The sequence below is a fragment of the Streptomyces sp. NPDC003456 genome (assembly GCF_042878735.1).
Taxonomy (GTDB): Bacteria; Actinomycetota; Actinomycetes; order Streptomycetales; family Streptomycetaceae; genus Streptomyces.
In genome coordinates, this window is the sequence record NZ_JBIAOK010000008.1 from 147,422 (window position 1) to 168,480 (window position 21,059).

At 73.8% G+C, this 21,059-nt stretch carries 20 protein-coding genes and 7 tRNA genes; 13 read left to right on the forward strand and 14 right to left on the reverse strand.

What is annotated here, in order from left to right; genetic code table 11:
* Positions 1-43: 43 nt before the first annotated feature.
* From thrS to ACFYWG_RS30185, 3 genes are all read right to left on the reverse strand, one after another.
* On the reverse strand, positions 44-2,029 hold the full coding sequence (gene thrS / locus ACFYWG_RS30175; RefSeq protein WP_389204242.1) for a threonine--tRNA ligase: 1,986 nt from the start codon (positions 2,027-2,029) through the stop codon (positions 44-46).
* Between the two features lie 91 nt (positions 2,030-2,120).
* The gene (locus tag ACFYWG_RS30180; protein ID WP_389204243.1) at positions 2,121-3,428 is read right to left on the reverse strand and encodes a hypothetical protein; all 1,308 of its coding nucleotides are present in this window, start codon (positions 3,426-3,428) and stop codon (positions 2,121-2,123) included.
* On the reverse strand, positions 3,425-3,991 hold the full coding sequence (locus ACFYWG_RS30185; protein WP_333934468.1) for a DUF4365 domain-containing protein: 567 nt from the start codon (positions 3,989-3,991) through the stop codon (positions 3,425-3,427). The genes ACFYWG_RS30180 and ACFYWG_RS30185 overlap by 4 nt, the downstream gene beginning before the upstream one ends.
* A gap of 169 nt (positions 3,992-4,160) precedes the next feature.
* Here ACFYWG_RS30185 and ACFYWG_RS30190 point away from each other — a divergent pair, with 169 nt between their 5' ends.
* A complete protein-coding gene (locus ACFYWG_RS30190; protein ID WP_383502123.1) occupies positions 4,161-4,889 on the forward strand; it encodes a 3'-5' exonuclease in 729 nt (242 codons plus the stop codon).
* A 90-nt stretch (positions 4,890-4,979) separates the two neighbouring features.
* Here the strand turns inward: ACFYWG_RS30190 and ACFYWG_RS30195 are convergent.
* A tRNA-Val gene (locus ACFYWG_RS30195) sits at positions 4,980-5,051 on the reverse strand.
* A gap of 39 nt (positions 5,052-5,090) precedes the next feature.
* Positions 5,091-5,537: an SRPBCC family protein gene (locus ACFYWG_RS30200; RefSeq protein ID WP_389204244.1), complete on the reverse strand. Its 447-nt coding sequence runs from the start codon at positions 5,535-5,537 to the stop codon at positions 5,091-5,093.
* Positions 5,538-5,635: 98 nt separating this feature from the next.
* On the opposite strand from ACFYWG_RS30200, the gene ACFYWG_RS30205 reads away from it, so the two are divergent.
* From ACFYWG_RS30205 to ACFYWG_RS30220, 4 genes are all read left to right on the forward strand, one after another.
* Positions 5,636-8,020 (forward strand): SCO7613 C-terminal domain-containing membrane protein, encoded by a 2,385-nt coding sequence (locus ACFYWG_RS30205; RefSeq protein WP_383502117.1) that lies wholly within the window; start codon positions 5,636-5,638, stop codon positions 8,018-8,020.
* Positions 8,021-8,119: 99 nt separating this feature from the next.
* Positions 8,120-9,793, forward strand: coding sequence for a PucR family transcriptional regulator (locus ACFYWG_RS30210; protein ID WP_389204245.1), 1,674 nt, complete (start codon positions 8,120-8,122; stop codon positions 9,791-9,793).
* A 220-nt stretch (positions 9,794-10,013) separates the two neighbouring features.
* Complete coding sequence (locus ACFYWG_RS30215; protein ID WP_389204246.1) at positions 10,014-11,369, forward strand: diaminopimelate decarboxylase; 1,356 nt, start codon at positions 10,014-10,016, stop codon at positions 11,367-11,369.
* A gap of 11 nt (positions 11,370-11,380) precedes the next feature.
* The gene (locus tag ACFYWG_RS30220; RefSeq protein WP_376332260.1) at positions 11,381-11,584 is read left to right on the forward strand and encodes a hypothetical protein; all 204 of its coding nucleotides are present in this window, start codon (positions 11,381-11,383) and stop codon (positions 11,582-11,584) included.
* A 559-nt stretch (positions 11,585-12,143) separates the two neighbouring features.
* Here the strand turns inward: ACFYWG_RS30220 and ACFYWG_RS30225 are convergent.
* A tRNA-Val gene (locus ACFYWG_RS30225) sits at positions 12,144-12,215 on the reverse strand.
* A 67-nt stretch (positions 12,216-12,282) separates the two neighbouring features.
* Positions 12,283-12,741 (reverse strand): TIGR02611 family protein, encoded by a 459-nt coding sequence (locus ACFYWG_RS30230; RefSeq protein ID WP_383502108.1) that lies wholly within the window; start codon positions 12,739-12,741, stop codon positions 12,283-12,285.
* A gap of 191 nt (positions 12,742-12,932) precedes the next feature.
* On the opposite strand from ACFYWG_RS30230, the gene ACFYWG_RS30235 reads away from it, so the two are divergent.
* Both ACFYWG_RS30235 and ACFYWG_RS30240 read left to right on the forward strand, forming a co-directional pair.
* Positions 12,933-13,346 (forward strand): SsgA family sporulation/cell division regulator, encoded by a 414-nt coding sequence (locus tag ACFYWG_RS30235; protein WP_004002642.1) that lies wholly within the window; start codon positions 12,933-12,935, stop codon positions 13,344-13,346.
* A gap of 313 nt (positions 13,347-13,659) precedes the next feature.
* The gene (locus ACFYWG_RS30240) at positions 13,660-14,220 is read left to right on the forward strand and encodes a CGNR zinc finger domain-containing protein (RefSeq protein ID WP_385417380.1); all 561 of its coding nucleotides are present in this window, start codon (positions 13,660-13,662) and stop codon (positions 14,218-14,220) included.
* 73 nt (positions 14,221-14,293) lie between these two features.
* Here the strand turns inward: ACFYWG_RS30240 and ACFYWG_RS30245 are convergent, their stop codons facing one another.
* Together ACFYWG_RS30245 and ACFYWG_RS30250 are read right to left on the reverse strand one after the other, a co-directional pair.
* The gene (locus ACFYWG_RS30245) at positions 14,294-14,776 is read right to left on the reverse strand and encodes a hypothetical protein (RefSeq protein ID WP_389204349.1); all 483 of its coding nucleotides are present in this window, start codon (positions 14,774-14,776) and stop codon (positions 14,294-14,296) included.
* A gap of 163 nt (positions 14,777-14,939) precedes the next feature.
* Positions 14,940-15,380: a hypothetical protein gene (locus tag ACFYWG_RS30250; protein ID WP_389204247.1), complete on the reverse strand. Its 441-nt coding sequence runs from the start codon at positions 15,378-15,380 to the stop codon at positions 14,940-14,942.
* A 235-nt stretch (positions 15,381-15,615) separates the two neighbouring features.
* Between ACFYWG_RS30250 and ACFYWG_RS30255 the strand changes: the two genes are divergently transcribed.
* On the forward strand, positions 15,616-16,128 hold the full coding sequence (locus ACFYWG_RS30255; protein WP_389204248.1) for a DsbA family protein: 513 nt from the start codon (positions 15,616-15,618) through the stop codon (positions 16,126-16,128).
* 49 nt (positions 16,129-16,177) lie between these two features.
* On the opposite strand, the gene ACFYWG_RS30260 is transcribed toward ACFYWG_RS30255, so the two are convergent.
* Genes ACFYWG_RS30260 through ACFYWG_RS30270 form a run of 3 tightly spaced genes read right to left on the reverse strand, consistent with a single transcriptional unit; the run spans position 16,178 to position 18,918 of the window.
* On the reverse strand, positions 16,178-17,002 hold the full coding sequence (locus tag ACFYWG_RS30260) for a GNAT family N-acetyltransferase (RefSeq protein ID WP_383502099.1): 825 nt from the start codon (positions 17,000-17,002) through the stop codon (positions 16,178-16,180).
* A gap of 54 nt (positions 17,003-17,056) precedes the next feature.
* Positions 17,057-17,878, reverse strand: a complete 822-nt coding sequence (locus tag ACFYWG_RS30265; RefSeq protein WP_376332250.1) for an aminotransferase class IV — start codon at positions 17,876-17,878, stop codon at positions 17,057-17,059.
* Positions 17,875-18,918, reverse strand: coding sequence for a chorismate-binding protein (locus ACFYWG_RS30270; protein ID WP_383502096.1), 1,044 nt, complete (start codon positions 18,916-18,918; stop codon positions 17,875-17,877). The genes ACFYWG_RS30265 and ACFYWG_RS30270 overlap by 4 nt, the downstream gene beginning before the upstream one ends.
* Positions 18,919-19,095: 177 nt before the next feature.
* Here ACFYWG_RS30270 and ACFYWG_RS30275 point away from each other — a divergent pair.
* The 5 genes from ACFYWG_RS30275 (at position 19,096) to ACFYWG_RS30295 (ending at position 19,559) form a co-directional block, all read left to right on the forward strand.
* Positions 19,096-19,168, forward strand: a tRNA-Gly gene (locus ACFYWG_RS30275).
* A 36-nt stretch (positions 19,169-19,204) separates the two neighbouring features.
* Positions 19,205-19,278: transfer RNA gene (locus ACFYWG_RS30280), tRNA-Cys, on the forward strand.
* Between the two features lies 1 nt (position 19,279).
* Positions 19,280-19,351: transfer RNA gene (locus ACFYWG_RS30285), tRNA-Val, on the forward strand.
* Between the two features lie 21 nt (positions 19,352-19,372).
* A tRNA-Val gene (locus ACFYWG_RS30290) sits at positions 19,373-19,444 on the forward strand.
* A gap of 43 nt (positions 19,445-19,487) precedes the next feature.
* A tRNA-Val gene (locus ACFYWG_RS30295) sits at positions 19,488-19,559 on the forward strand.
* A gap of 52 nt (positions 19,560-19,611) precedes the next feature.
* Here ACFYWG_RS30295 and ACFYWG_RS30300 read toward each other — a convergent pair.
* Both ACFYWG_RS30300 and ACFYWG_RS30305 read right to left on the reverse strand, forming a co-directional pair.
* Complete coding sequence (locus tag ACFYWG_RS30300) at positions 19,612-19,893, reverse strand: zf-TFIIB domain-containing protein (protein ID WP_376332246.1); 282 nt, start codon at positions 19,891-19,893, stop codon at positions 19,612-19,614.
* Positions 19,894-19,972: 79 nt separating this feature from the next.
* Entirely contained in the window at positions 19,973-20,911 is a 939-nt protein-coding gene (locus ACFYWG_RS30305; RefSeq protein WP_389204249.1) for a phosphotransferase family protein, read from the reverse strand.
* Positions 20,912-21,059: the final 148 nt, after the last annotated feature.

Here is a 21,059-nt window from a genome sequence, read left to right on the forward strand (position 1 = left end):
GGCAAAGGCCCCCGGGGGGTCCCGGGGGCCTCGCGCCGTGCGATCAGACCTGCGTCCGGTCCTCGACGATCTTCAGGATCTTGGCGATGGCCTCGTCGAAGGGGATGCCGTTCTCCTGCGAGCCGTCGCGGTAGCGGAAGGACACCGAGCCGTTCGACATGTCCTCGTCGCCCGCGATGACCATGAAGGGCACCTTCTGCTTCTGGGCGTTGCGGATCTTCTTCTGCATGCGGTCGGAGGAGGAGTCGACCTCGACGCGCAGGCCCTTGCGGCGGGCGGCGGCGGCGAACTTCTCCAGGTACTCCGCGTGCGCGTCGCCGATCGGGATGCCGACCGCCTGGACGGGGGCGAGCCACGCCGGGAAGGCGCCCGCGTAGTGCTCCAGCAGGACCGCGAAGAAACGCTCGATGGAGCCGAACAGCGCGCGGTGGATCATGACCGGGCGGGTCTTGGTGCCGTCCGCCGCGGTGTACTCCAGGTCGAAGCGCTCGGGCAGGTTGAAGTCGAGCTGGATGGTCGACATCTGCCAGGTGCGGCCGATCGCGTCCTTGGCCTGGACGGAGATCTTCGGGCCGTAGAAGGCGGCGCCGCCCGGGTCGGGGACGAGCGGGAGGCCCTGCTTCTCGGCGACCTGGCGCAGCGTCTCGGTCGCCTCCTCCCACGCCTCGTCCGAGCCGACGAACTTCTCCGGGTCCTTGGTGGACAGCTCCAGGTAGAAGTCGGTCAGGCCGTAGTCGCGCAGCAGGTTCAGCACGAAGGTGAGCGTCTTGTCCAGCTCCTCGGACATCTGCTCACGGGTGCAGTAGATGTGCGCGTCGTCCTGGGTGAAGCCGCGGGCCCGGGTCAGGCCGTGCACGACGCCGGACTTCTCGTACCGGTACACGGTCCCGAACTCGAACAGGCGCAGCGGCAGTTCGCGGTAGGAGCGGCCGCGCGCGTCGAAGATCAGGTTGTGCATCGGGCAGTTCATGGGCTTGAGGTAGTAGTCCACGCCCTCGTCGAGCTGCATGGGCGGGTACATGCCGTCGGCGTACCAGTCCAGGTGGCCCGAGGTCTCGAAGAGCTTCCCCTTCGTCGCGTGCGGGGTGTAGACGAACTCGTAGCCCTCCTCCTCGTGGCGGCGGCGGGAGTAGTCCTCCATGACCCGGCGGATGATGCCGCCCTTGGGGTGGAAGACGGCGAGGCCGGAGCCGATCTGCTCGGGGATGGAGAACAGGTCCAGCTCGTTGCCCAGCTTGCGGTGGTCGCGCTTCTCGGCCTCGGCGAGGAACTCCAGGTGCGCCTTCAGCTCGTCCTTGGTCGGCCAGGCGGTGCCGTAAATGCGCTGCAGCATCGGGTTCTTCTCGCTGCCGCGCCAGTAGGCGGCCGCGTTGCGCATCAGCTTGAACGCCGGGATGTTGCGGGTGGTGGGCAGGTGGGGACCGCGGCAGAGGTCCTTCCAGCACAGCTCGCCGGTCTTGGCGTCCAGGTTGTCGTAGATCGTCAGCTCGCCGGCGCCGACCTCGACGTCCGCGCCGTCGGCGCCGTCCTGAACGGAGGCGGAGCCCTTGAGGCCGATCAGCTCCAGCTTGTACGGCTCGCCGGCCAGCTCCTCGCGGGCGGCCTCGTCGGTGACCACGCGGCGGGAGAAGCGCTGCCCGCGCTTCTGGATCTCCTGCATCTTCTTCTCGACGGCCTTGAGATCCTCGGGCGTGAACGGCTTGTCGACCTCGAAGTCGTAGTAGAAGCCGTCCTTGACGGGCGGGCCGATGCCCAGCTTGGCCTCGGGGAACAGCTCCTGCACGGCCTGGGCCATCACGTGCGCGGTCGAGTGGCGCAGGATGTTCAGACCGTCCTCGGAGGAGATCTCGACGCCCTCGACCTCGTCGCCGTCGGACAGGGCGTACGACAGGTCCTTGAGCTCGCCGGCGACGCGCGCGGCGATGATCGAACGCTCGCCGGCGAAGAGCTCGGCGGCCGTAGTGCCCGTCGTCACCACGCGTTCTTCCCGCTCGGAATCGCGCTGGATGATCACACGGACGTCTGACACCGGTCTCTCCTGACTGAAGGGGGCTGCGGCGCCATACCGGAGCGCGCGCACGAGTAAGGATCGTACCGACCCCGGGCCGCCCCCCGCGAAATCAGTCCCCGCGCTCCCCTCCCCCGGCCTCCTCGAAGAAGGCTGCCGTGACCCCGGCGTCTTCCCGGAGCGACTTCATCAGCCGGTCCTGCTCGGCCTCGTCGAGCGGCACTGCCACGACCCCGTGGGCGCCGGTGAGGCGGCGGAACCCGCCCCGGCTCTCCAGCCGCCCCTGCACCCGCACGGGCAGCCCGACCAGGTGCGCGTGCCCGGCGGTGCGGTACGCCTCCTCCTCCAGGGCGACGCGGACGTGCGGCACGTCGGCCCCGGCCAGCACGCGCAGCCGTACGGTGCCCGCGCCCCGCGGCCCCGACCTGCGCATCCGCGTGACCACCCCGGTGATCCGCACGGGCACGGCCGGTTCCTCGCGCAGGTAGCGGGCGCTCGCGGCGCGCAGCGCGGGGAGGTCGCCGGGTGAGAACTCGACCGGTCCGGCAGAGGCCGCGCAGCCTTCGGGGACCCCGGCCGCGGGTGCCCAGGCGACGGCGATGCGGGCGCCCTCGGTGCCGTGCACGAGGGCGACCAGTGCCTCGGTCAGCTCGTGGCACACGCCGGCCTCGACGGCACCGTCGAAGGCGTCCGTGCAGCCGGTGGCGCGCTGGTAGTCGACGGCTTCACGGGCGGCGTGCAGGGCCTGGTGGAGGCGTACGGCCAGGGGGCGGCCGCCGTCGGCGGGGACGAAGGCGGTGAGCCGGCCGCCGTTCGCGGAGCCGAGGAGGACGCGTCCCAGGGACGCGGTGGCGGTGCGCCGGTGGCGGGCCCCGTGGTAGCCGGCCCGGGCGCGGTCGGCGAGGGCGGCCGCGAGGAGGGTCCGGCGCGCGGCGGTGCGCAGCCGCTCCTCGGCGCTCCAGGGCGCGGCGCCGGCGGGCCCGGCGGGGACGTCGTGCCACCAGCGGATCTCGTCGCTGGGCACGGCGAGGGAGACCAGGACCTCGCGGGCGGAGGGCGTCGCGCTGCGGGTCAGGGCGAGCAGGGCCTCGCCGAGCAGGTCGTCGCTGTCGGGGAAGGCGCGGCTCTCGGGCACGAGCAGGCTGGTGCCGTGGGCGCCGGGGCCGGGCGGGGTCCAGCGGCCGTAGCGGCCGGGGGCGCCGCCGCGGCGCTGCCAGCCGTGCCGGCGCAGCAGGGCGGCGAGCACGGCCGGGTCGACGTCACCGGACTCGGGGACGGGGCCGCCGAGGACGCCGGTCCCGAGCTCGGGGACGGGGCCGAAGGCGCCGGTCCCGGGCTCGGAGGGTGGGCCGCCGGGGGCGGTGCCGGCGGGGTGGGGGCGCACGGGGCGCGGGGGCTCCTCGGCAGGGCGGTGCGTCACGGTCGTCCTCCCGTCCCGACCCGCGTCATGATCTCGCACAGCGCCCGGTCGTCGAAGATGCGCGCGGTCGGTATGCGCACGGTGGTGCGGCGGCGGCCGGTGACCGGGTGGCCGGCGAGGTTGGTCCAGTAGCAGCAGTGCCGCAGGTCGAGCCGGTCGTGCCCGGCGCGCAGCCAGTCCTCGCGCGAGCGCGGCACCAGCATCACCACGAGGATCTTGTGCACGGACACGGGGGTGCGGGCGAGCTTGACCAGGTGGTCGTTGTCGAGCGTGAAGGAGAAGCTGCGGCCCGGCGGGTGGGGCGGCACCTGGTAGGTGGCCTTGAGCTGCACCTTGATGGTGACCTCGTCGTCGACGGTGTGCCCGGGTGCGCTGTGGCTGACGTGCCAGTCGATGCCGTTGTCGGGGAAGGGCTGGGACAGCGAGCAGCCGGCCGCCGCCGCGACGGCGTGCAGATAGCCGACCTGCAAGGTCTCCATGCAGGCGGTGGTGGCGAGAGAGCCGCGGGAGGGGGCCGTGCGCTCGGGCAGCAGCCCGCCCCGTTCGGGCTGCGCTATGGCCATGGCCGAACAGCCTTCCAGAACAGTGGATTCCCCGTGCGGGCCGCTGAACTGCAAAGACCCGTACTCCTGTTGTCTCCTTCCGGCGTACGGCGCAAACAGCCCGGGTATCACCGGATCGGGCAGCGGACGGTGCGTCAACTGCCGAAGGTGAACGAGGGGTTGTGGGCGTATGACGACGTGCTGGTACGAGGGGCCGCTGGCCGCCTTCGACACGGAGACGACAGGCGTCGACGTCGAGACCGACCGGATCGTGTCGGCCGCCGTCGTCGTCCAGGACGCGCCGGGCCTCCGGCCGCGGATCAGCCGCTGGCTGGTGAACCCGGGTGTGCCGGTGCCCGCGCAGGCGACGGAGGTGCACGGGCTGACCGAGGAGCATCTGCAGCGCAACGGCCGGTGGCCGGCGCCGGTGATGTTCGAGATAGCGGAGGCGCTGGCCGAGCAGGCGCACGTGGGCCGCCCGGTGGTGGTGATGAACGCGCCGTTCGATCTGACCATGCTGGACCGGGAGTTGCGCCGCCACCGGGCGTCGGCGCTCGGCCGCTGGTTCGAGTCGGCGCCGCTGCTGGTGCTCGATCCGCGGGTGCTCGACAAGCACCTGGACCGCTACCGCAAGGGCCGCCGGACCCTGACCGACCTGTGCGCGCACTACGGCGTGACCCTGGAGGGCGCGCACGACGCGGCGGCCGACGCCGTGGCGGCGCTGGAGGTCACCCGGGCGGTGGGCCGGCGGTTCGCGTCGCGGCTGGAGCGGCTCGCACCGGGCGAACTGCACACGCTGCAGGCGGTGTGGCACGCGGCGCAGGCCCGGGGCCTGCAGGCGTGGTTCGCGCGCAGCGGTGTCGACGAGGCCGTGGATCCGGCGTGGCCGCTGCGCCCGGAGCTGCCGGCGGCAGCCTGAGCAACCCCTGGCGCGTGCGGGGCGCGGGCACGGCGGTGCGAGGCGGACATGAAAAAACCGGTCCGTCGGTGACGGACCGGCTGTTTCCGGTGGGCGATACTGGGTTCGAACCAGTGACCTCTTCGGTGTGAACGAAGCGCTCTCCCACTGAGCTAATCGCCCGGGAACGCACTGAACAATACAGGTCCCGGCACGCATCCTTCAAACCGCTCGCAGGTGCCGGAGCAGTCCGCGCCGACCGGACCGCATCATCAGCGCGTGATTGGCGCGGAACAGCGGCCGACCCGGCACGGCGAGCCGCCGCAGCAGGGGCTTGCCGACGCTCACGACCTGGTCGTACCGCGCGAGCGTGCCGTCCCCGTGCGGGGTGAGGGTCCAGCGGACCCAGCCCTCGATGTCCCCGGACACCGCGATCTCCAGCACGCCGGCCGACGGTTCGTGCCGCGTCCGCCGTGCCGTGAAGGTGATGCCGTACGGCAGGACGGAGCGGATGCGGATGACGCCGGTGGTGTCGTCGAGCCGCTCGACCTCCCGGACCTGGCGCCACCAGGACGGGTAGTCCTCCGGGCGCTCCAGCACCTCGTACACGGCGTCCGGCGGGGCGGGCAGGAGCCACAGGCTGCGGAAGCGGTAACGGTTCCAGTCCATGTCCGCAGTCTGCCCGGGGTGCGCCGGTCCGTGTCTGAGTACGCCCCTGAGTACCGGCACTCATGCCGCGCCGGGTGACCCGGACCACACTGCCAGGCATGACGCACCAACCGCCCCCGGCCGAGGAACTGCGGCTCCTCGACGCCGAACTGAGCCGACTCGACGCCCGGCGCGCCCAGTTGCTGACCCGTCGCGCCTGGCTGGTCGCCGCTCTGCAGCAGATGCAGGGGTCCCCCTTGCCGGCGGCGCACCCGTCCGCCGCCCCGCCCCGCCCGGAGACCGCCGCGCCCAGCGTGCAGAACGTGCTCCTGGTGCTCGGCGGGATCCTCCTCACCCTCGCCGCGGCGGTGTTCACGCTGGTCAGCTGGGGAGAGATGGGGATCACCGGGCGGGCGCTGGTGCTCGGCGCGGTCACGCTCGCCACGCTCCTCGCGCCCGTGCCGCTGCTGAAGCGAGGGCTGCGCTCGACGGCGGAGGCGGTGGCGGGCCTCGGCCTCGCCCTGACGGTCCTCGACGCCTACGCGCTGCACGAGGCGGCGCTCGGCGGCTCGGACGGCACGCTCTACGCGGCGGCCGCCTCGGCGGTGCTGGCCCTGGTCTGGGCGGCGTACGGCCTGCTCCCGGCGGTCGGCGCCCTGCGCCTGCCCGGCCCCTGTGCCGTGGCGGCGGCCCAGTCACCGCTGACCCTGTGGGCCCTGGCCGCGGACGCCGGCCCCCACACCGTCACGGCCGCGCTGCTGGTGACGGCCGGGCTGGACGCGCTGGTGGCCCTGCGGATGCCGGCCGTCGCGGTGCGGATCTGCGCCCTCGTCGGCGCGTACGGCACCGGCGGCTTCGGGGTGTCGGCCGCCGGCTGGCTGTCCCTGACCGCGGGCGGCCCGGTGGCGGCGTCCCGGGCCGGTGCGCTGCTGGTCCTGGCGGCGGCGATCGCGCTGGGCGCGGCCTGGCGGCTCGCCGGTCCGGCCCGCCGGCACGCCCTCGGCCTGGCGACCCTCTCCGGGCTGCTCACGGTCGGCGCGCTCGGCGGAGTGGCCCGCACCGAGGTGCCGGCCGCCTGGACGGTCCCGGTGCATCTGGCGCTGGGCATCGCCCTGCTGGCGGCCCTGCGCGCCGGACGCCTGCTGCCGGACGCGATACGGCACGGCCTGCTCTGGGCCTCGGCCGCGGTGCAGGGGCTGGCCCTGCTGTCGGTGCTGCCCGTGGCCGCCCTGGTGGTGCTCGGCCCGGCCGGGTGGCTGGGGCGGATCTGGAGCGGCGCGCCCTCGGACGCCCGGGCGGCGGTCGCCGTCGACGCGCCCTGGCCGCCGGACGCGGTGACGGCTCCGCTCGTGCTGCTCGCGGTCGCGGCCGTGCTCGGGTGGGCGGTCCGTGCCGAGCAGTGGCGTCCGCGCGCCCGGACCGGTGCGCTGGGCCTGGTGTGGGCGGCGGCCCTGCTGCTGCCGGCGATCGTCTCGATCCCGTACCTCGCGGGCCTGGCCGTCCTGGCCGTGGTGGCGGCGGCCGCGCTGTACCTGGCCCGGACGACGCTCGCCGAGGCGAGGATCACCGCCCTGGTCCTCACGCTGCTCACGACCGCCGACCTCACGCTGCTCTCCCTGGCGTCGAGGAGCGTGACGCTGGTCGTGCTCGCGCTGCTGACCGCGCTGCTCGCGGCCGCCTCGTGGCACGCCCCGCTCACCCCGTTCACGGCCCCGGCAGCCCTGGTGTACGGCACCGCCCTGGCGTCCGCGGCGGGCGCCGCGGCGGACTGGCCGCCGGCCCGCACCGCCCTGCTGGTCCTGCTCGTCCCCGCGGTGGCCGCCGTGCTCGCGCCGCGTCTGGGCGGGTCCCGCGCGACGGTGCCGGTCGAGGCGGCGGGGGCCGCCGCCGCGCTGCTCGCCGCCGGGCTCGCCGTCACCGACCCGCCGCTGCTCGCCCTGGTGCTGGCGCTGTGCGGAGTGATCGCCGCGGGCACCGCGCTGCGCCCGGACCGCCGTCCCGTGGGCTACGCGGCCACGGCCCTGTTCGTGCTGGCCGCCTGGGTGCGCCTGGCCGCCTGGCAGGTCGGGACGCCCGAGGCGTACACGCTTCCGGTGTCGGTCCCCGCCCTGCTCATCGGCATGCTGCACCGGCGCCGCGACCCGCGGGCCTCGTCCTGGGGCGCGTACGGCCCGGGGCTGGCCGCGACCCTGCTGCCCAGCCTGGCCGTGGCCTGGTCCGACCCGCACTGGACGCGCCCGCTGCTGCTCGGGGCGGCGGCCCTGGCCGTCACGCTCCTGGGTGCCCGCCACCGCCTCCAGGCGCCGCTGGTGTTCGGCGGCACGGTCCTGGCCCTGGTCACGCTGCACGAACTCGCCCCGTACGTCGTCCAGGTGACCGGCGCCCTGCCCCGCTGGGCACCTCCCGCCCTCGCCGGGCTCCTCTTGCTCGCCCTCGGGGCGACGTACGAGCAGCGGCTCCGGGACGTCCGGCGGGTGCGGGACGTGCTGGGGAGGATGAACTAGGACGCTCTCGACCCGGGGTGCGGGACGTGATGTCATACGTGCTCCCGGGCGGGCCGCCGGCAGCCGCACGGCCGGTGAGGGGTTCAAGGGGGAGGCGCCGTGGCGGAGTTGAGGGGGACCCCGGACCGGGGAGCGGGCATCGACGCGACGCTGGAGCGCCTGCTGTCGGTGGTGGGCGCGGGAGCCGTGGAGTTGCTCACCGCCCCCGCGGGACTGCGGACGGAGATCACCGATGTGCAGGTGCTGGATCCCCTGGAACACCTGATCAGGGCACGGGCGTTGGTGCTCGCGGTCGGGGTCGACCCGGGTTCGGCCCACGCGGTCGACGTGGTCCGCCGGGCCGGTGAGGCCGGCGCTGCGGGAGTGGTGTTCGGCCCGGTCCGGGCGGAGTCCGCCGCGCGGGCACTGCAGCCGGCCGCGCGGGAGAGCGGCACGGCGGTGCTCTTCCGCACCGCCTGGTGCACGTGGGCGCAGCTGGTGGGGGTGCTGAGGGCGGGACTGGCCGCGGCGGGTGCTCCGCCGGTGCCGGCGGCCGGCGGGGTGCGCCTGGGTGACCTGGACTCCCTGGCCGACGCGGTGGCCGCCCTCGTGGGAGGCTCCGTGACGATCGAGGACACGGAGTCGCGGGTGCTGGCGTACTCCTCCACCGAGGAGAACGTCGACGAGATGCGCCGGCTGACCATCCTCGGCCGCCGGGTGCCGCCCTGGCGGGTGGCGGCGATGCGGGAGGCGGGCTTCTTCCAGGCGCTGTGGGGCGCCGACGACGTCCTGCACCGGCCCGCCCGGGGACACGACCCGGAGCGTCTGGTCGGTGCCGTCCGGGCGGGTGGAGAGGCCCTCGGCTCCCTGTGGGTCGCGGCGGTGGGGGGCCGCCCGCTGTCGCCGAACGCGGCGGAGACTCTCCGTGCGGCGGTCCGGGCCGCGGCCCCCCACCTGCTGCATCACCGCACGCACAGCTCGGACGACCGTCTGGTGGAGGACGCGGCCCGGGCGGTGCTGGAGGACCGCGGGTCCGTCGACGTGCTCGCGGAGCGGGCCGGGCTGGAGGTCCGTGAGCCCTGTGCCGTCCTGGCGGTGGGGGCGGGGCCCGGCCGCGCGGCGGACGACGACCCGTCCGGGCTGCACAGCCTGCTGGCCCTGCACTGTGCGTCCCTCGGCCACCGGGTCGTGGTGGTCCCGGCGGGCGGCAGGACCCTGGTGCTGGTGAGCGGGCTGGACCGCGGCCCCGGGCGGGCCGAGGCCCAGGTGCGCCGGCTGGGGAACGCGCTGGCCGACCGGTTGGCGGCGGCGACCGGCTCGACGGTGAGGGTGGGACTCGGCGACGTCGCCGCCGGACTGGCACAAGCGCCCGGATCACGCAGGTCGGCGGAGCGGACGCTGGGAGCGCTCGCCGCGGGCGCCGGACTGCCTCGCGTCGCGCGGAGCGAGGACGTCGCGGACACCGTGGGCGTCCTCCAGGTCCTCGACGCCCTGCGCGATCTGGCGTTGCCGTCGCGGACGTCGGTGGCCCGGCTGAGGGAGTTCGACGCCGAACACGCGGGCAGCTGCCTGGTGGACACCCTGCGCGCCTACCTCGACCACTTCGGTGACGTCTCGGCCGCTGCCCGCACGCTGGACGTGCATCCCAACACTCTGCGCTACCGGTTGCGCCGTATGACGGAGGTGTCCGGGCTGGACCTGCGGAGTCCCGACGCGCGGTTGCTCGCCCAGGTGGAGTTACGGCTGGGTGAGGCGGCCGCCGGCCCGCGCCACCGCCCGGCACCCGCGACCTGACCGCCGGTGCGGTCCGCCGTTCGGCCGGTGCCACCGACGGAACGGCACTCCGTTGTCCGATCGGACAACTCGTCTTTTCAGAGGGTGAGTTGGCGGGCGTGGCCCCCACAAGCGGGGCCCGCGGCTTTGACGATGCGACGAAGACGCCGGCCCGCTGCGGACAGCAGCCTGGTGCTCGACCCCGGGACGGCCCGGGGCACCGGCACCGAAAGGGCTCGTCATGACCGGACGGACTCCCGCCGCGGAGCGGCGCGAACGGATTCTCCAGGAAGCGGTACGGCAGGGTCTGCTGGACGCCGAGCGGTCACCGCTGGCCGGCTTCGTCGACCTCGACGGTCTCGCGGCCACCGTCGCGTCCCTGCACCGCGCCTTCCCCTCCTCGCCCCGCGTGCTGCACGCGTTCGCCGCCAAGGCGAACTGCCTCGTGCCCGTGCTGGCGGAGGTGCGGCGGCTGGGGATGGGCTGCGAGGTGGCCACGGCGGGCGAGCTGGCCCGTGCGCTGGCAGCAGGGTTCGCACCGGAACGGATCGTCTTCGACTCCCCCGCCAAGACGGAGGCCGAGCTGCGCCTTGCCCTCGACCTCGGGGTGACCGTCAACGTGGACAACCACCAGGAGCTGGCGAGGATCGACCGGGCGCTCGGCGGCCGCGCCCCGGCCTCGCGGATCGGAGTGCGTGTCAACTCTCAGCTCGGCGGCGGGAGCATCGCCGCGATGAGCACGGCGACGAGGACGTCGAAGTTCGGCGTCCCGCTGGGGGATCCGGGCAGCCGGCGGCAGTTGCTGCGCGCCTACCACGATCACCCGTGGCTCACCTGGGTGCACACGCACGCCGGCTCGCAGGGCTGCCCGCTGGACCTCATGGCCGGCGGGGTCGCCCGGGCCGTGGAGTTCGCCGAGGAGGTCAACGCCTCGCTCGGACGGCGCCAGGTCATCGGCATCGACATCGGCGGCGGACTGCCGGTCAACTTCGCCGACGACGAGACGACGCCGACCTTCGACACGTACGTGCGGCAGTTGCGCGCCCAGGCCCCCGCACTGTTCTCCGGGCGGTACGAGATCGTCACCGAGTTCGGCCGTTCCGTCCTCGCCAAGAACGGGTTCACCGCCGCGTACGTCGAGTACACCAAGAGCACGGGCGGGCGGCGCATCGCGGTCACGCACGCCGGTGTGCAGGTGGCGACCCGCACGGTGTTCCAGCCCGACGCCTGGCCCCTGCGCATCGAGGCGCACGACGGGAGCGGCAGGGCCAAGCGGGGCGGACCCGTGCGCCAGGACATCGCCGGACCCGCCTGCTTCGCCGGGGACCTGCTGGCCTGCGACCGGGCCCTGCCGCTCCTGGAACCCGGCGATCTCGTCGCCGTCCCGGACACCGGCGCCTACTACTTCTCGACGCCCTTCCACTACAACAGCCTCCCGGAACCCGCCGTGCACGGATTCCGCACGGAGGGTGCCGGCGGCGAGGTCCGCTTCGAACTCCTGCGTCCGGCGCAGGACCCGTGGGACGTACCGGGCCCCGATGCCGACGGTGCGGCGCTGACGTGGCGGGCGCACGAGACCGTCCGCGGCGCCGGGTAGGGGGCTGCGAGGTGGCACAGACCGGTCGTGGGCCGGGCCGTGACGGGCCGCTGCTCACTCAGCGCGCCGCGATGGTCTTCCTCCTGGCCGTCCTGGTCGGCGTCGGTGCCACCGTCCTGGCCGTGCTGGCCGGCAAGGGGTGGCCGGTGGCGGTGAGTGTCGGAGGCGGGGTGGTGGCCCCGGCCGTACTGTTCTTCGACCAGATCATCGACTAGATCTGAACGCGGGATCCGCCGGCGCGTTCTTCGCGCCGTATCGACGCAGCGACCCGATCGGATTTCGGGCGACCTCCGTTGTTTTCCTTTCCAGTTCCGGGTGTTGGGCTTTCTCCGGAAGTCGGGACAAGACCGGACGTCCGTTTCCACTTCGATTTCCGGCTGCTTCTTCTCGCTGAGCGTGCCTAACGGATCGTCACCAGCCGGTGATCGCAGGGCGCTCAGCCGCCTCGGCACGCTCCGCCTTCGCGGGGGGAAGCGGGCTTCGCCCCGGGCACGGGACGCACGGTGGCCGGAAGAGGACCGCTGGGGCGGGCGGGAGGAGCCGGCCCGGCGAGGTCGGCATTCGGCCACGGGACGGCCGGGACGGGGTGTCCGGCGCGGAGACGGGAGACGGACCCGGAGCACGGGGCAGGGAGGGGACGAGATGACCGGGAGGGCGCCGCACGGCCGGCGGATTTGGCACCGCGTGCCCCCCCCGGGCGACCCCGCCCCGAGAAAAAGGGCCGGACACGACACCGGCCCACCTGCGCTTTCGCAGGTGGGCCGGTGATCCGGGTGGGCGATACTGGGTTCGAACCAGTGACCTCTTCGGTGTGAACGAAGCGCTCTCCCACTGAGCTAATCGCCCGGACGCAGGAAGAACATTACCCCATGTCAGGGGGTGCCTGTGACCAGCACCGGCACCCCCGCACGGCTCACTGGTCCTTGATCTTCCACGGCATGACGACGCCGAACTTCCACAGGTAGACCCCGGCCAGGACGGCCACGATCACCAGGCCGATGCTCGTCAGGATGATGTTGCGGCGGCGCACCTTGGGATCGAGGGCCCGCTGCGCCGCCTCGGTGACCTTCCGCTTGGTCCAGCGGAGCACCAGCTGGGCCCAGACGAACTCCGTCGCCCAGATCGCCATGCCGCCGAAGATCACGACCCAGCCCGGCCCGGGCAGGGGCAGCATGATGATGCCGGCCACCACGACGGCCAGGCCGATGATGAAGACGCCGACCTGCCAGCTCATGTGCAGCACGCGACGCGCCTTGATGAATTCCGGCGCCCGTGAGCCGAGTCCCCGCTCCGGCTCGCTCTCCACCTCGCCGGTCCCCGATCCGTCCGGTGCCACGGCCACCTCGCCCGGCTCGTCACTCCCCGTATTCATACGGACGAACACTACCCGAGCGAAACCAGTCACCGGAATGGACGCACGCCGCGAACGATCTCTCGGCCGGAAGAGTTACGTAAAGGCACGCAAAACACTCAGAGGGGTTTACAACGGCACCGTAGGTGGCATGTCGATTTCGCCGACGTGCGAATCCCCGAGCGCACACTGAGCGAAAGGCCCTGGCGCTTATGAACACCACGGTCAGCTGCGAGCTGCACCTGCGCCTCGTTGTGTCGAGCGAGTCCTCCCTGCCTGTCCCCGCAGGCCTGCGGTACGACACGGCCGACCCCTACGCCGTGCACGCCACCTTCCACACCGGAGCCGAGGAGACCGTCGAGTGGGTGTTCGCCCGCGACCTCCTCGCCGAGGGGCTTCACCGCCCCACCGGCACCGGCGACGTCCGTGTCTGGCCGTCGCGCAGTCACGGTCAGGGCGTCGTGTGCATCGCCCTGAGCTCACCGGAGGGCGAAGCCCTGCTCGAGGCCCCGGCACGGGCCCTGGAGTCCTTCCTGAAGCGCACAGACGCCGCCGTGCCGCCCGGCACGGAGCACCGGCACTTCGACCTCGATCAGGAGCTGTCGCACATCCTGGCGGAGAGCTAGACCGAGGCCCCACAAGCCGCCCGGCGCCGTCGACTCGGGGAGACGGCTCGGGCCCGGACAACCGCATACAGGTCACACCGGCGCCGGCTCCGCGGTTCACGCGGGGCGGCGCCGGTGTGCGTGTGCGCGGCCCCGGGGCGGGTGACGGGAGGAGGCGGAGCCAGCAGGGCAGGCGGTCGGGAACCACGGCGGGCCGGACAGCGTTCTCATCGAAGCCATGTGCGGGCGAAGGTGCGGACCGGCCGCGGTCGAGCCGTTACCATCGGCCAGCATCGGCGGGCGCCCGCCCGACCCTCAGGCCAGGGAGCGAATCGTGCTGATCACCCACGACACCCGGTGCGCCCTCGACACCGTGGTCGATCTGGTGAACACCGCACCGGACGACGACACCGCGGCGGACGGGCTGCCGGACGTGGCGGCCCTCGCGGATTTCGTACGGAACCACGACATCAGCGACGTCGGGGTGCTCTCGGAGTTCGACCTCTCCGCGGTGCGCAAGATCCGCGGGCGGTTCGCCGCGGTCTTCGCGGCACCGGACGCCCGGGCCGCCGCCGTGCTGATCAACGAGCTGGTCGCGGCCGCGGGCACCACGCCCCGCCTCACCGACCACGACGGCTACGACTGGCACGTCCACTACTTCGCCCCCGGCGCCTCGGTGGCCGACCACCTGGCCGCCGACTGCGGGATGGCCCTGGCGTTCTTCGTGGTCGCCGGGGAGCAGGAGCGGCTGCGGCGCTGCGAGGCGCCCGACTGCCGGCGCGCCTTCGTCGACCTGTCCCGCAACCGCTCGCGGCGCTACTGCGACAGCCGGACCTGCGGGAACCGGCTGCACGTCGCCGCGTACCGGGCGCGCCGCAAGGAGGCGGCGGGCTGAGGGGCACCGCCGGCGACCGGGCCGGCGGGACGGCGCGGCCCCGGCGGGTGACGCCGGGCACCGCGGGTGGGGGTCACAGCAGCAGCAGATCGTGCAGCGAGGCCATGAGCAGCAGGGTCCCGATCACCGCAAGGAAGATCATCAGCGGTGGCTGGGACAGGGCGAAGAGGCAGCCGCGCGGCTCGTCCCGCGGCGGACGCCGCGCCTCCGGCAGGAGGGGTGCCTCGTCCCCCGGGGGGAGCCGCTCGTCGACGAAGACGGACGCCTGCCCCACCGGCGAGAGCCGCTCATCGAGGAGGACGGGCGCCTCACCTCTGGGAGGGAGCCGATCGTCGAGGCAGACCGGGGCCTCGATCCCGGGTGCCAGCCGCTCGTCGAGGAAGACGGGTGCCTCGCCCCGCGGAGGGAGCCGCTCATCGAGGAGGACCGGTGCCTCGTCCCGCGGAGGGAACCGCTCGACCGGTGCGGCAGGTGCTTCGTCCCGGAGGGAGAGCCGCTCGTCGAGCAAGGCGGGGGCCTCGTTCTGCGGCGGCGCGGGGTCGCTCTGTTGCGTCATGTCCAGCATCTCGCGGCGATGATGACGCAGTCACCCGGCCGGACGCGATCAGCGGCCTGCTTGCGTGCGGGGATGCGCCGAAACCGCGAGGTCCGGTTCGCTCTGTGATCACTTCCGCGCGCCTGGGGACGAACTGTGACCTATCGACCCGACACGCCCGCCGTCAGATGCCGTGCTTCTTGAGGATCGCCTCGATGTCGCTGAAGTCGTCGTCGCTGCGGGGTGCGGCGGCGGGCCGGGAGGCCGGGCGCGAGCCCTGGCCCAGGGAGGGCGCTGAGGCCGCCGGGGCCACCGCCCCGGGCTGTTCCGCCGCGCGGGCCGCGGCCCTGCGCTCCTTGCGGGTACCGCCCCGGCGGCGCTCGGCGAACCGGGTCGTCGCCAACAGCACCCACGCCAGGCCCAGCAGCCCGAAACCGGCCCAGGCGGTCGGGCTGAACGCCGTGTCCGCCAGCCATTGGACGATCCCGGTCATGACCAGGGCGATCGGCACCAGCGCGTAGGCGGCGATGCGGGCGGCCGCGAGGAAGCGCTTGCGGTACGCCGTGACGGCCGCGATGCCCAGGCCGGCCGCGGACACGGCGGAGCAGACGGTCTCGGCAATCATCCGGGGGCCTCCAGGCGTGCGCGGTCCGGCGGGGTGGTTCGTCCCTTCCATCCTGCACCCGCCGCACCCCGGCGGGCCATGCCCCCGGCGGACATCAGGGACATCTCCGGGTCGCCTCCTCCGCAGGTGCCGGTGCGCCCCGCCGTCCCGGGGCGGCGCCGGGCGACGGCGAGCCGACCGGGCGGGCGCCCCGCCCCGCGCCACCGCAGTGCGCGGCGGCTGGGAGACTGTCCCTATGAGCGACTCCTCCCCCGCCCCCGTCCTCGAGGTCTGGTGCGACCTCCAGTGCCCCGACTGCCACACGGCGCTGGACGACCTGCGTGCCCTGCGCGCCCGCTACGGCGATCGGCTGGAGGTGCGGCTGCGGCACTTCCCGCTGGAGAAGAACAAGCACGCCTTCGCCGCCGCCCAGGCCGCCGAGGAGGCGTGGGAGCAGGGCCGGGGGTGGCCCTACGCCGAGGCCCTGCTGGGCCGGGTCGAGGAGCTGGGCCGGGCCGGCGAGCCGTTCCTGGTCGAACTGGCCGGTGAACTGGGCCTGGACGCCGAGGAGTTCGACACCGCGCTGATCGACGGCCGGCACATCCTGATGGTGGACGCCGACCAGGCCGAGGGCAAGGCGATCGGTGTGACCGGCACCCCGACCTACGTCATCGGTGGCGAGCGGCTCGACGGCGGCAAGAGCCAGGAAGGGCTGCGCGAGCGGATCGAGCGGATCGCCGACCGGCTGCTGGCCGGCGGGCAGGCCTGACCCTTCGCCCCCTCGCCGCGCCGCTTGCCCGCCCGCAGGCCCGGGTCCGTCAGAGCAGCGGCTTGTACATGGCGTACAGGGTCGTCTCGTAGCCGAGGGAGGCGTAGAGCCGTTCGGCCGGGGTGTTGCCGGTGAAGACGTTGAGGCCGAGGGTGTGCCTGCCCTCGGTGATCGTCTGGGCCTCGGCGAGCAGCAGCAGGGTGCGGCCGTGCCCCCGGCCCCGGTGGGCTGCGTCCGCCTCGACGTCGTAGACGAAGGCGCTGTCCTCGCGCAGCGCCAGCCACAGCGTGCCCACCGGTGTGCCCAGGTGCTCGACGACGCTGATCAGCATGCCGGGGCTGGCGAGCCCTTCGGGCAGCAGGTCGGCGTGGTCGCGTTCGGACTTGGCCCGGGCCTCGGCCTCCGGGACGCCCCGCTCGGCCCAGCTGCGGGCGTAGTCCGCCTTGCCCTTCTCCAGCCAGGGCCCGAACTCCGCCTCGGTCATGGGCCGGGCGCGGCTGCCCTCGGGCAGCTCGGGCGGGGTGTCTCCGAGCCGCTTCTCCATGCCGCGGTTGCGCACCGCGTAGCCGAGCGCGGTGGCCAGCCGGAGCCCGGCCCCGGACGCGGCCGGCACCGAGACCTCGATGCGGCGGCACCCCCAGCCGCGCGCGACCTCCTCGGCGGCCAGGGCGGCCACGGCACCCCTGCCCCGGCCGCGGTCCGCCTCGTCGATCTCCAGGCGCGTGATCCGGGCCACGGCGTCGCCGAACACGGGATGCGTGCCGAGGTCCATCTCGCCCACGGGACGGCTGTTGACGCACACCTGGTAGCGGCGCGAGCGCGTCCCGTCGTCGTTCTGCTGAAGCGGCTCGGTCGGCCGCAGGGTCGTGGTCATCACCGGTGTTCTACCCGCAACCACGGCCCCGGTCAGCCGAATATCGCGGGCCGGTCAGGGATCGAGGTCGTCCCCGGAGCGCTCCTCGAAGACCCGCATGGCCTTGGCGGTCACCGGGCCCGGCGCACCGGGCAGTTCCCGTCCGTCGACCCGGTGCACGGCCTGCACGTCGCGCAGCGTGGAGGTCAGGAAGATCTCGTCGGCCCGCTCCAGGACGTCGAGCGGCAGGTCGGTCTCCTTCGCGCCGGTCCACTCGATCGCCAGGGCGCGCGTGATGCCGGCGAGGCAGCCGGAGGCGACCGGCGGGGTGTGGATCTCGCCGTCCAGGACGACGAAGACGTTCGACCCGGTGCCCTCGCACAACCGGCCCACGGTGTTGCCGAACAGCGCCTCGGAGGCGCCCTGTTCGCGGGCGCGGGCGAGAGCGACGACGTTCTCGGCGTACGAGGTGGTCTTCAGGCCGGTCAGTGCGCCGCGTTCGTTGCGGGTCCAGGGGACGGTGATCACGGCGGTGGAGTCGGGCCGGCGGGTGGTCGCGCCGAGGGCGACGACGAGGGTGGGGCCGTGGTCGCCGCGGTCGGAGCCGAGCGGTCCGTGGCCGCCGGTGTAGGTGATGCGCAGGCGGCCGAGCGGGACCGGGACGGCCTCCAGCACGGCGGCGCAGGCGCGGCGGACCTCGTCCAGGTCCGGGTCGGGCAGGCCGAGTCCGCGGGCGGAGCGGGTGAGCCGGTCCAGGTGCCGGGTGAGCGCGAACACCCGGCCGTCCACGGCCTTCACCGTCTCGAAGACGCCGTCGCCCACGGTCAGCCCGTGGTCGAAGACGGAGACGCGGGCGGACTCGATGTCCTGCAGCCCGCCGTCGAGCCAGATCTTCACGTCAGGTCCTCTCCACTCACCTCGTACGTTCCCGACGCTATCGCGAGCAGCCGGGAGGCCTTCAGCTCGGTCTCGCGCCACTCCCCCTCGGGGTCGGAGCCCCAGGTGATGCCCGCGCCGGTGCCGAAGCGCAGCATGCCCGCGTCCCGGTCGATCCAGAAGGTGCGGATGCCGACGGCCAGCTCGCCGGTGCCCCGGTCGGCGTCGACCCAGCCGATGCCGCCGCAGTACGGCCCCCGGGGCGCCGTCTCCAGGGCGTCGATGATCCGCAGCGCGCTGGACTTGGGGGCGCCGGTGACCGAGCCGGGCGGGAAGGCGGCGCCGAGCAGTTCGGGCCAGCCGGCCCCCTCCCGCAGCTCGCCCCGGACCGTGGAGACCAGGTGGACCAGTCCGGGGTGCTTCTCCACCGCGCACAGGTCGGGCACCGTGACGGTGCCGGTGGCGCAGACCCGGCCGATGTCGTTGCGGACCAGGTCCACGATCATCACGTTCTCGGCGTAGTCCTTCTCCAGGAGGTCCGCCTCGGTGCGTCCGGTGCCCTTGATCGGCCCGGACTCGACGGTCCGCCCGTCGCGCCGCAGGAACAGTTCGGGGGAGGCGGTGGCGATCTCCACCCCGTGGCCGGGCAGGCGGATCGTTCCTGCGTAGGGGGCCGGGTTCCCTCGGGCCAGCAGGGCGGTGAGGGCGTCGACGTCGGCGCCGGGCGGGACGGGCGCGGACAGCACCCTGCAGAGGTTCGCCTGGTAGACCTCGCCGGCCGCGATGTGCTCCCGGATGCGCCGCACCGCGGCGGTGTACGCGGCGCGGTCGAGCGAGGACGTCCAGTCACCGGCCGCCGGGCCCCGCCAGCCGCCGGGCGCGGGCAGCGGCACCTCGGCCCTGAGGACGTCACGGAAGCGTGCGCAGGTCAGACGGCCCTCGAAGTCGGCGCAGACCGCCCAGAAGCCGCTGGATTCCAGCGCTTCGGGGTCGTCGGTGACGTCGAGGAGCCCGGTGGCGACGCGGTCGCCGAAGCGGGCGAGGGGAGGGAGGTCGAGCACGCGTCGAGTCTATGGCGGGTGTCCCGCGGGTGACCGGGGGACGTCGTCCGCGGGGCCCTCGCGGCGTCCCTGAGCAGGGCAGGTGCAGCACGCTGCGCAAACGCGTTTTTGTACTGGCACCGGAATCCGCTAGAGTTCAACACGTCGCCGGGCCGCGAGAGCGGACCGAAACGACAGGCGGACGTAGCTCAGTTGGTAGAGCGCAACCTTGCCAAGGTTGAGGTCGCGAGTTCGAACCTCGTCGTCCGCTCGCAGGAAGAGGGGGCTCCCGGGCCCCTGCACTCCTGGTGGAGTGGCCGAGAGGCGAGGCAACGGCCTGCAAAGCCGTCTACACGGGTTCAAATCCCGTCTCCACCTCCAAGGACGATTAGCTCAGCGGGAGAGCGCTTCCCTGACACGGAAGAGGTCACTGGTTCAATCCCAGTATCGTCCACTGGATCTTCGGATCCGTCCCGCGCGATTAGCTCAGCGGGAGAGCGCTTCCCTGACACGGAAGAGGTCACTGGTTCAATCCCAGTATCGCGCACGCAGTGCCCATGGTCCGCTGCTCACAGTGGTCATGGTCCCGAGGACGATTAGCTCAGCGGGAGAGCGCTTCCCTGACACGGAAGAGGTCACTGGTTCAATCCCAGTATCGTCCACATCACAGAGAGCCCCCGGCCTTCGCGGCCGGGGGCTCCTGTCGTTCCCTGCTCAGGACGAGAAGAGCATGTGCCCGAAGCTCTTGTGGCGGTGGTGACCGTGGTGGCCGTGGCCGCCGTGCGGGGCGCCCCAGGCGGGGGCCGGGGCGGCCGGGTAGGCCTGCGGGGCGGGCGGGGGCGGCGGGGCCGGCTGCGACCACTGCGACTCCAGACGCGTCAGCGCCTCCAGCTCGCCGTAGTCCAGGAATATCCCGCGGCAGCCGCTGCACTGCTCGATCTGGACACCGTTGCGGTTGTACGTGTGCATCGGTGCGTGGCACTTCGGACACTGCATGATCGGTCAACTCCTCGCCGGTCGGTGCTGCTTCCCATCTCGCCAGGACAGACTCCGTCCCGCGGTGGTCGGTTGCACCCTACGCCCGGTCCACCTGCGTCAACTGCGGCGGGACGGTCGCCATTCGGCCACAGGCGTCCACGACCGAGCGCTCCACCTCGTCCAGGTCGCGGCCCGCTGCGGCCGCCTTCACCAGGGTCCGGGCCGCGGTCTGCACGGTCAGGGCGCGGGCGCAGACGTCCAGTGCGGGCCAGGGGTCGCCCTCGGCGGGTACGGCCGGACCGCCGGCCCGCCGGTAGGCGTCGAGGAAGCGGGTCCACTCGCCGGGCGGGAGCAGACCGCAGGCGTACCAGGCGGCCGGGCGGGCCAGGTCCCAGGCCGGGACGCCCACGCCGGCGTCGTCCACGTCGATCAGCAGCCACGGCCCGTCGGGAGCGGGGTGGCGGACGAGCTGGCCGAGGTGGAGGTCGCCGTGGCACAGGGTGCCGGGGCCGGGCATCGGCGCCTCGGCCCGGGCCCAGGGCGGGAGGGTGTCCCAGGCGCGCAGGACCGCGTCGGCCGCGGGGCCGCCGGCCCGGCGGAGCAGGGACACGGCCCGGGCGGCCTTCCCGGGACCGCGCATCGCGGGCAGCCCGTCGGGGACCGGGGCGCGGTGGAGGCGGGCCAGCAGCGCGGCGGCGTCCTCCCAGGGGGCGGCGTCGGGGTCGGCCGGGTCCACCGGTGCTCCGTACGGCCAGAGCGTCACCAGGCGGTCGTGCAGGTCGAGGGGTGCGGGGGTGAGCGGGGGCAGGAAGATCCCGGGGTGGCGCAGGGCGAGGGCGAGCCGGTCGGCCAGCTCGGCCGGGCGGGTGTCCGGGGCGTGGGCCTTGGCGACGGTGTCCGCGTGCCGTACGACGAGGCCGTCGGGCCGGTCGGCCAGCGTGGCCGCGCCGCAGGGGCACATCGCGCAGCGGGCGTGCGCGGCGGCCCGGACCTCGGCGCGGAGCGCGGCCGCGAGCGAACCGGGGTGGGGCGTCACAGTGCTCCCTGCTGCCTGGGCGGTGGCGGTCTCGGGGTGAGGGTACGCGGGGGGCGTGGTGCGGGGAGCAGTCGCTTGTGCACCTCGCGGAACGGCGAGGGGACGGGTGCGGGGCGATGTGCGGCTCGGCGGGAGTGCCGGTGGTTCC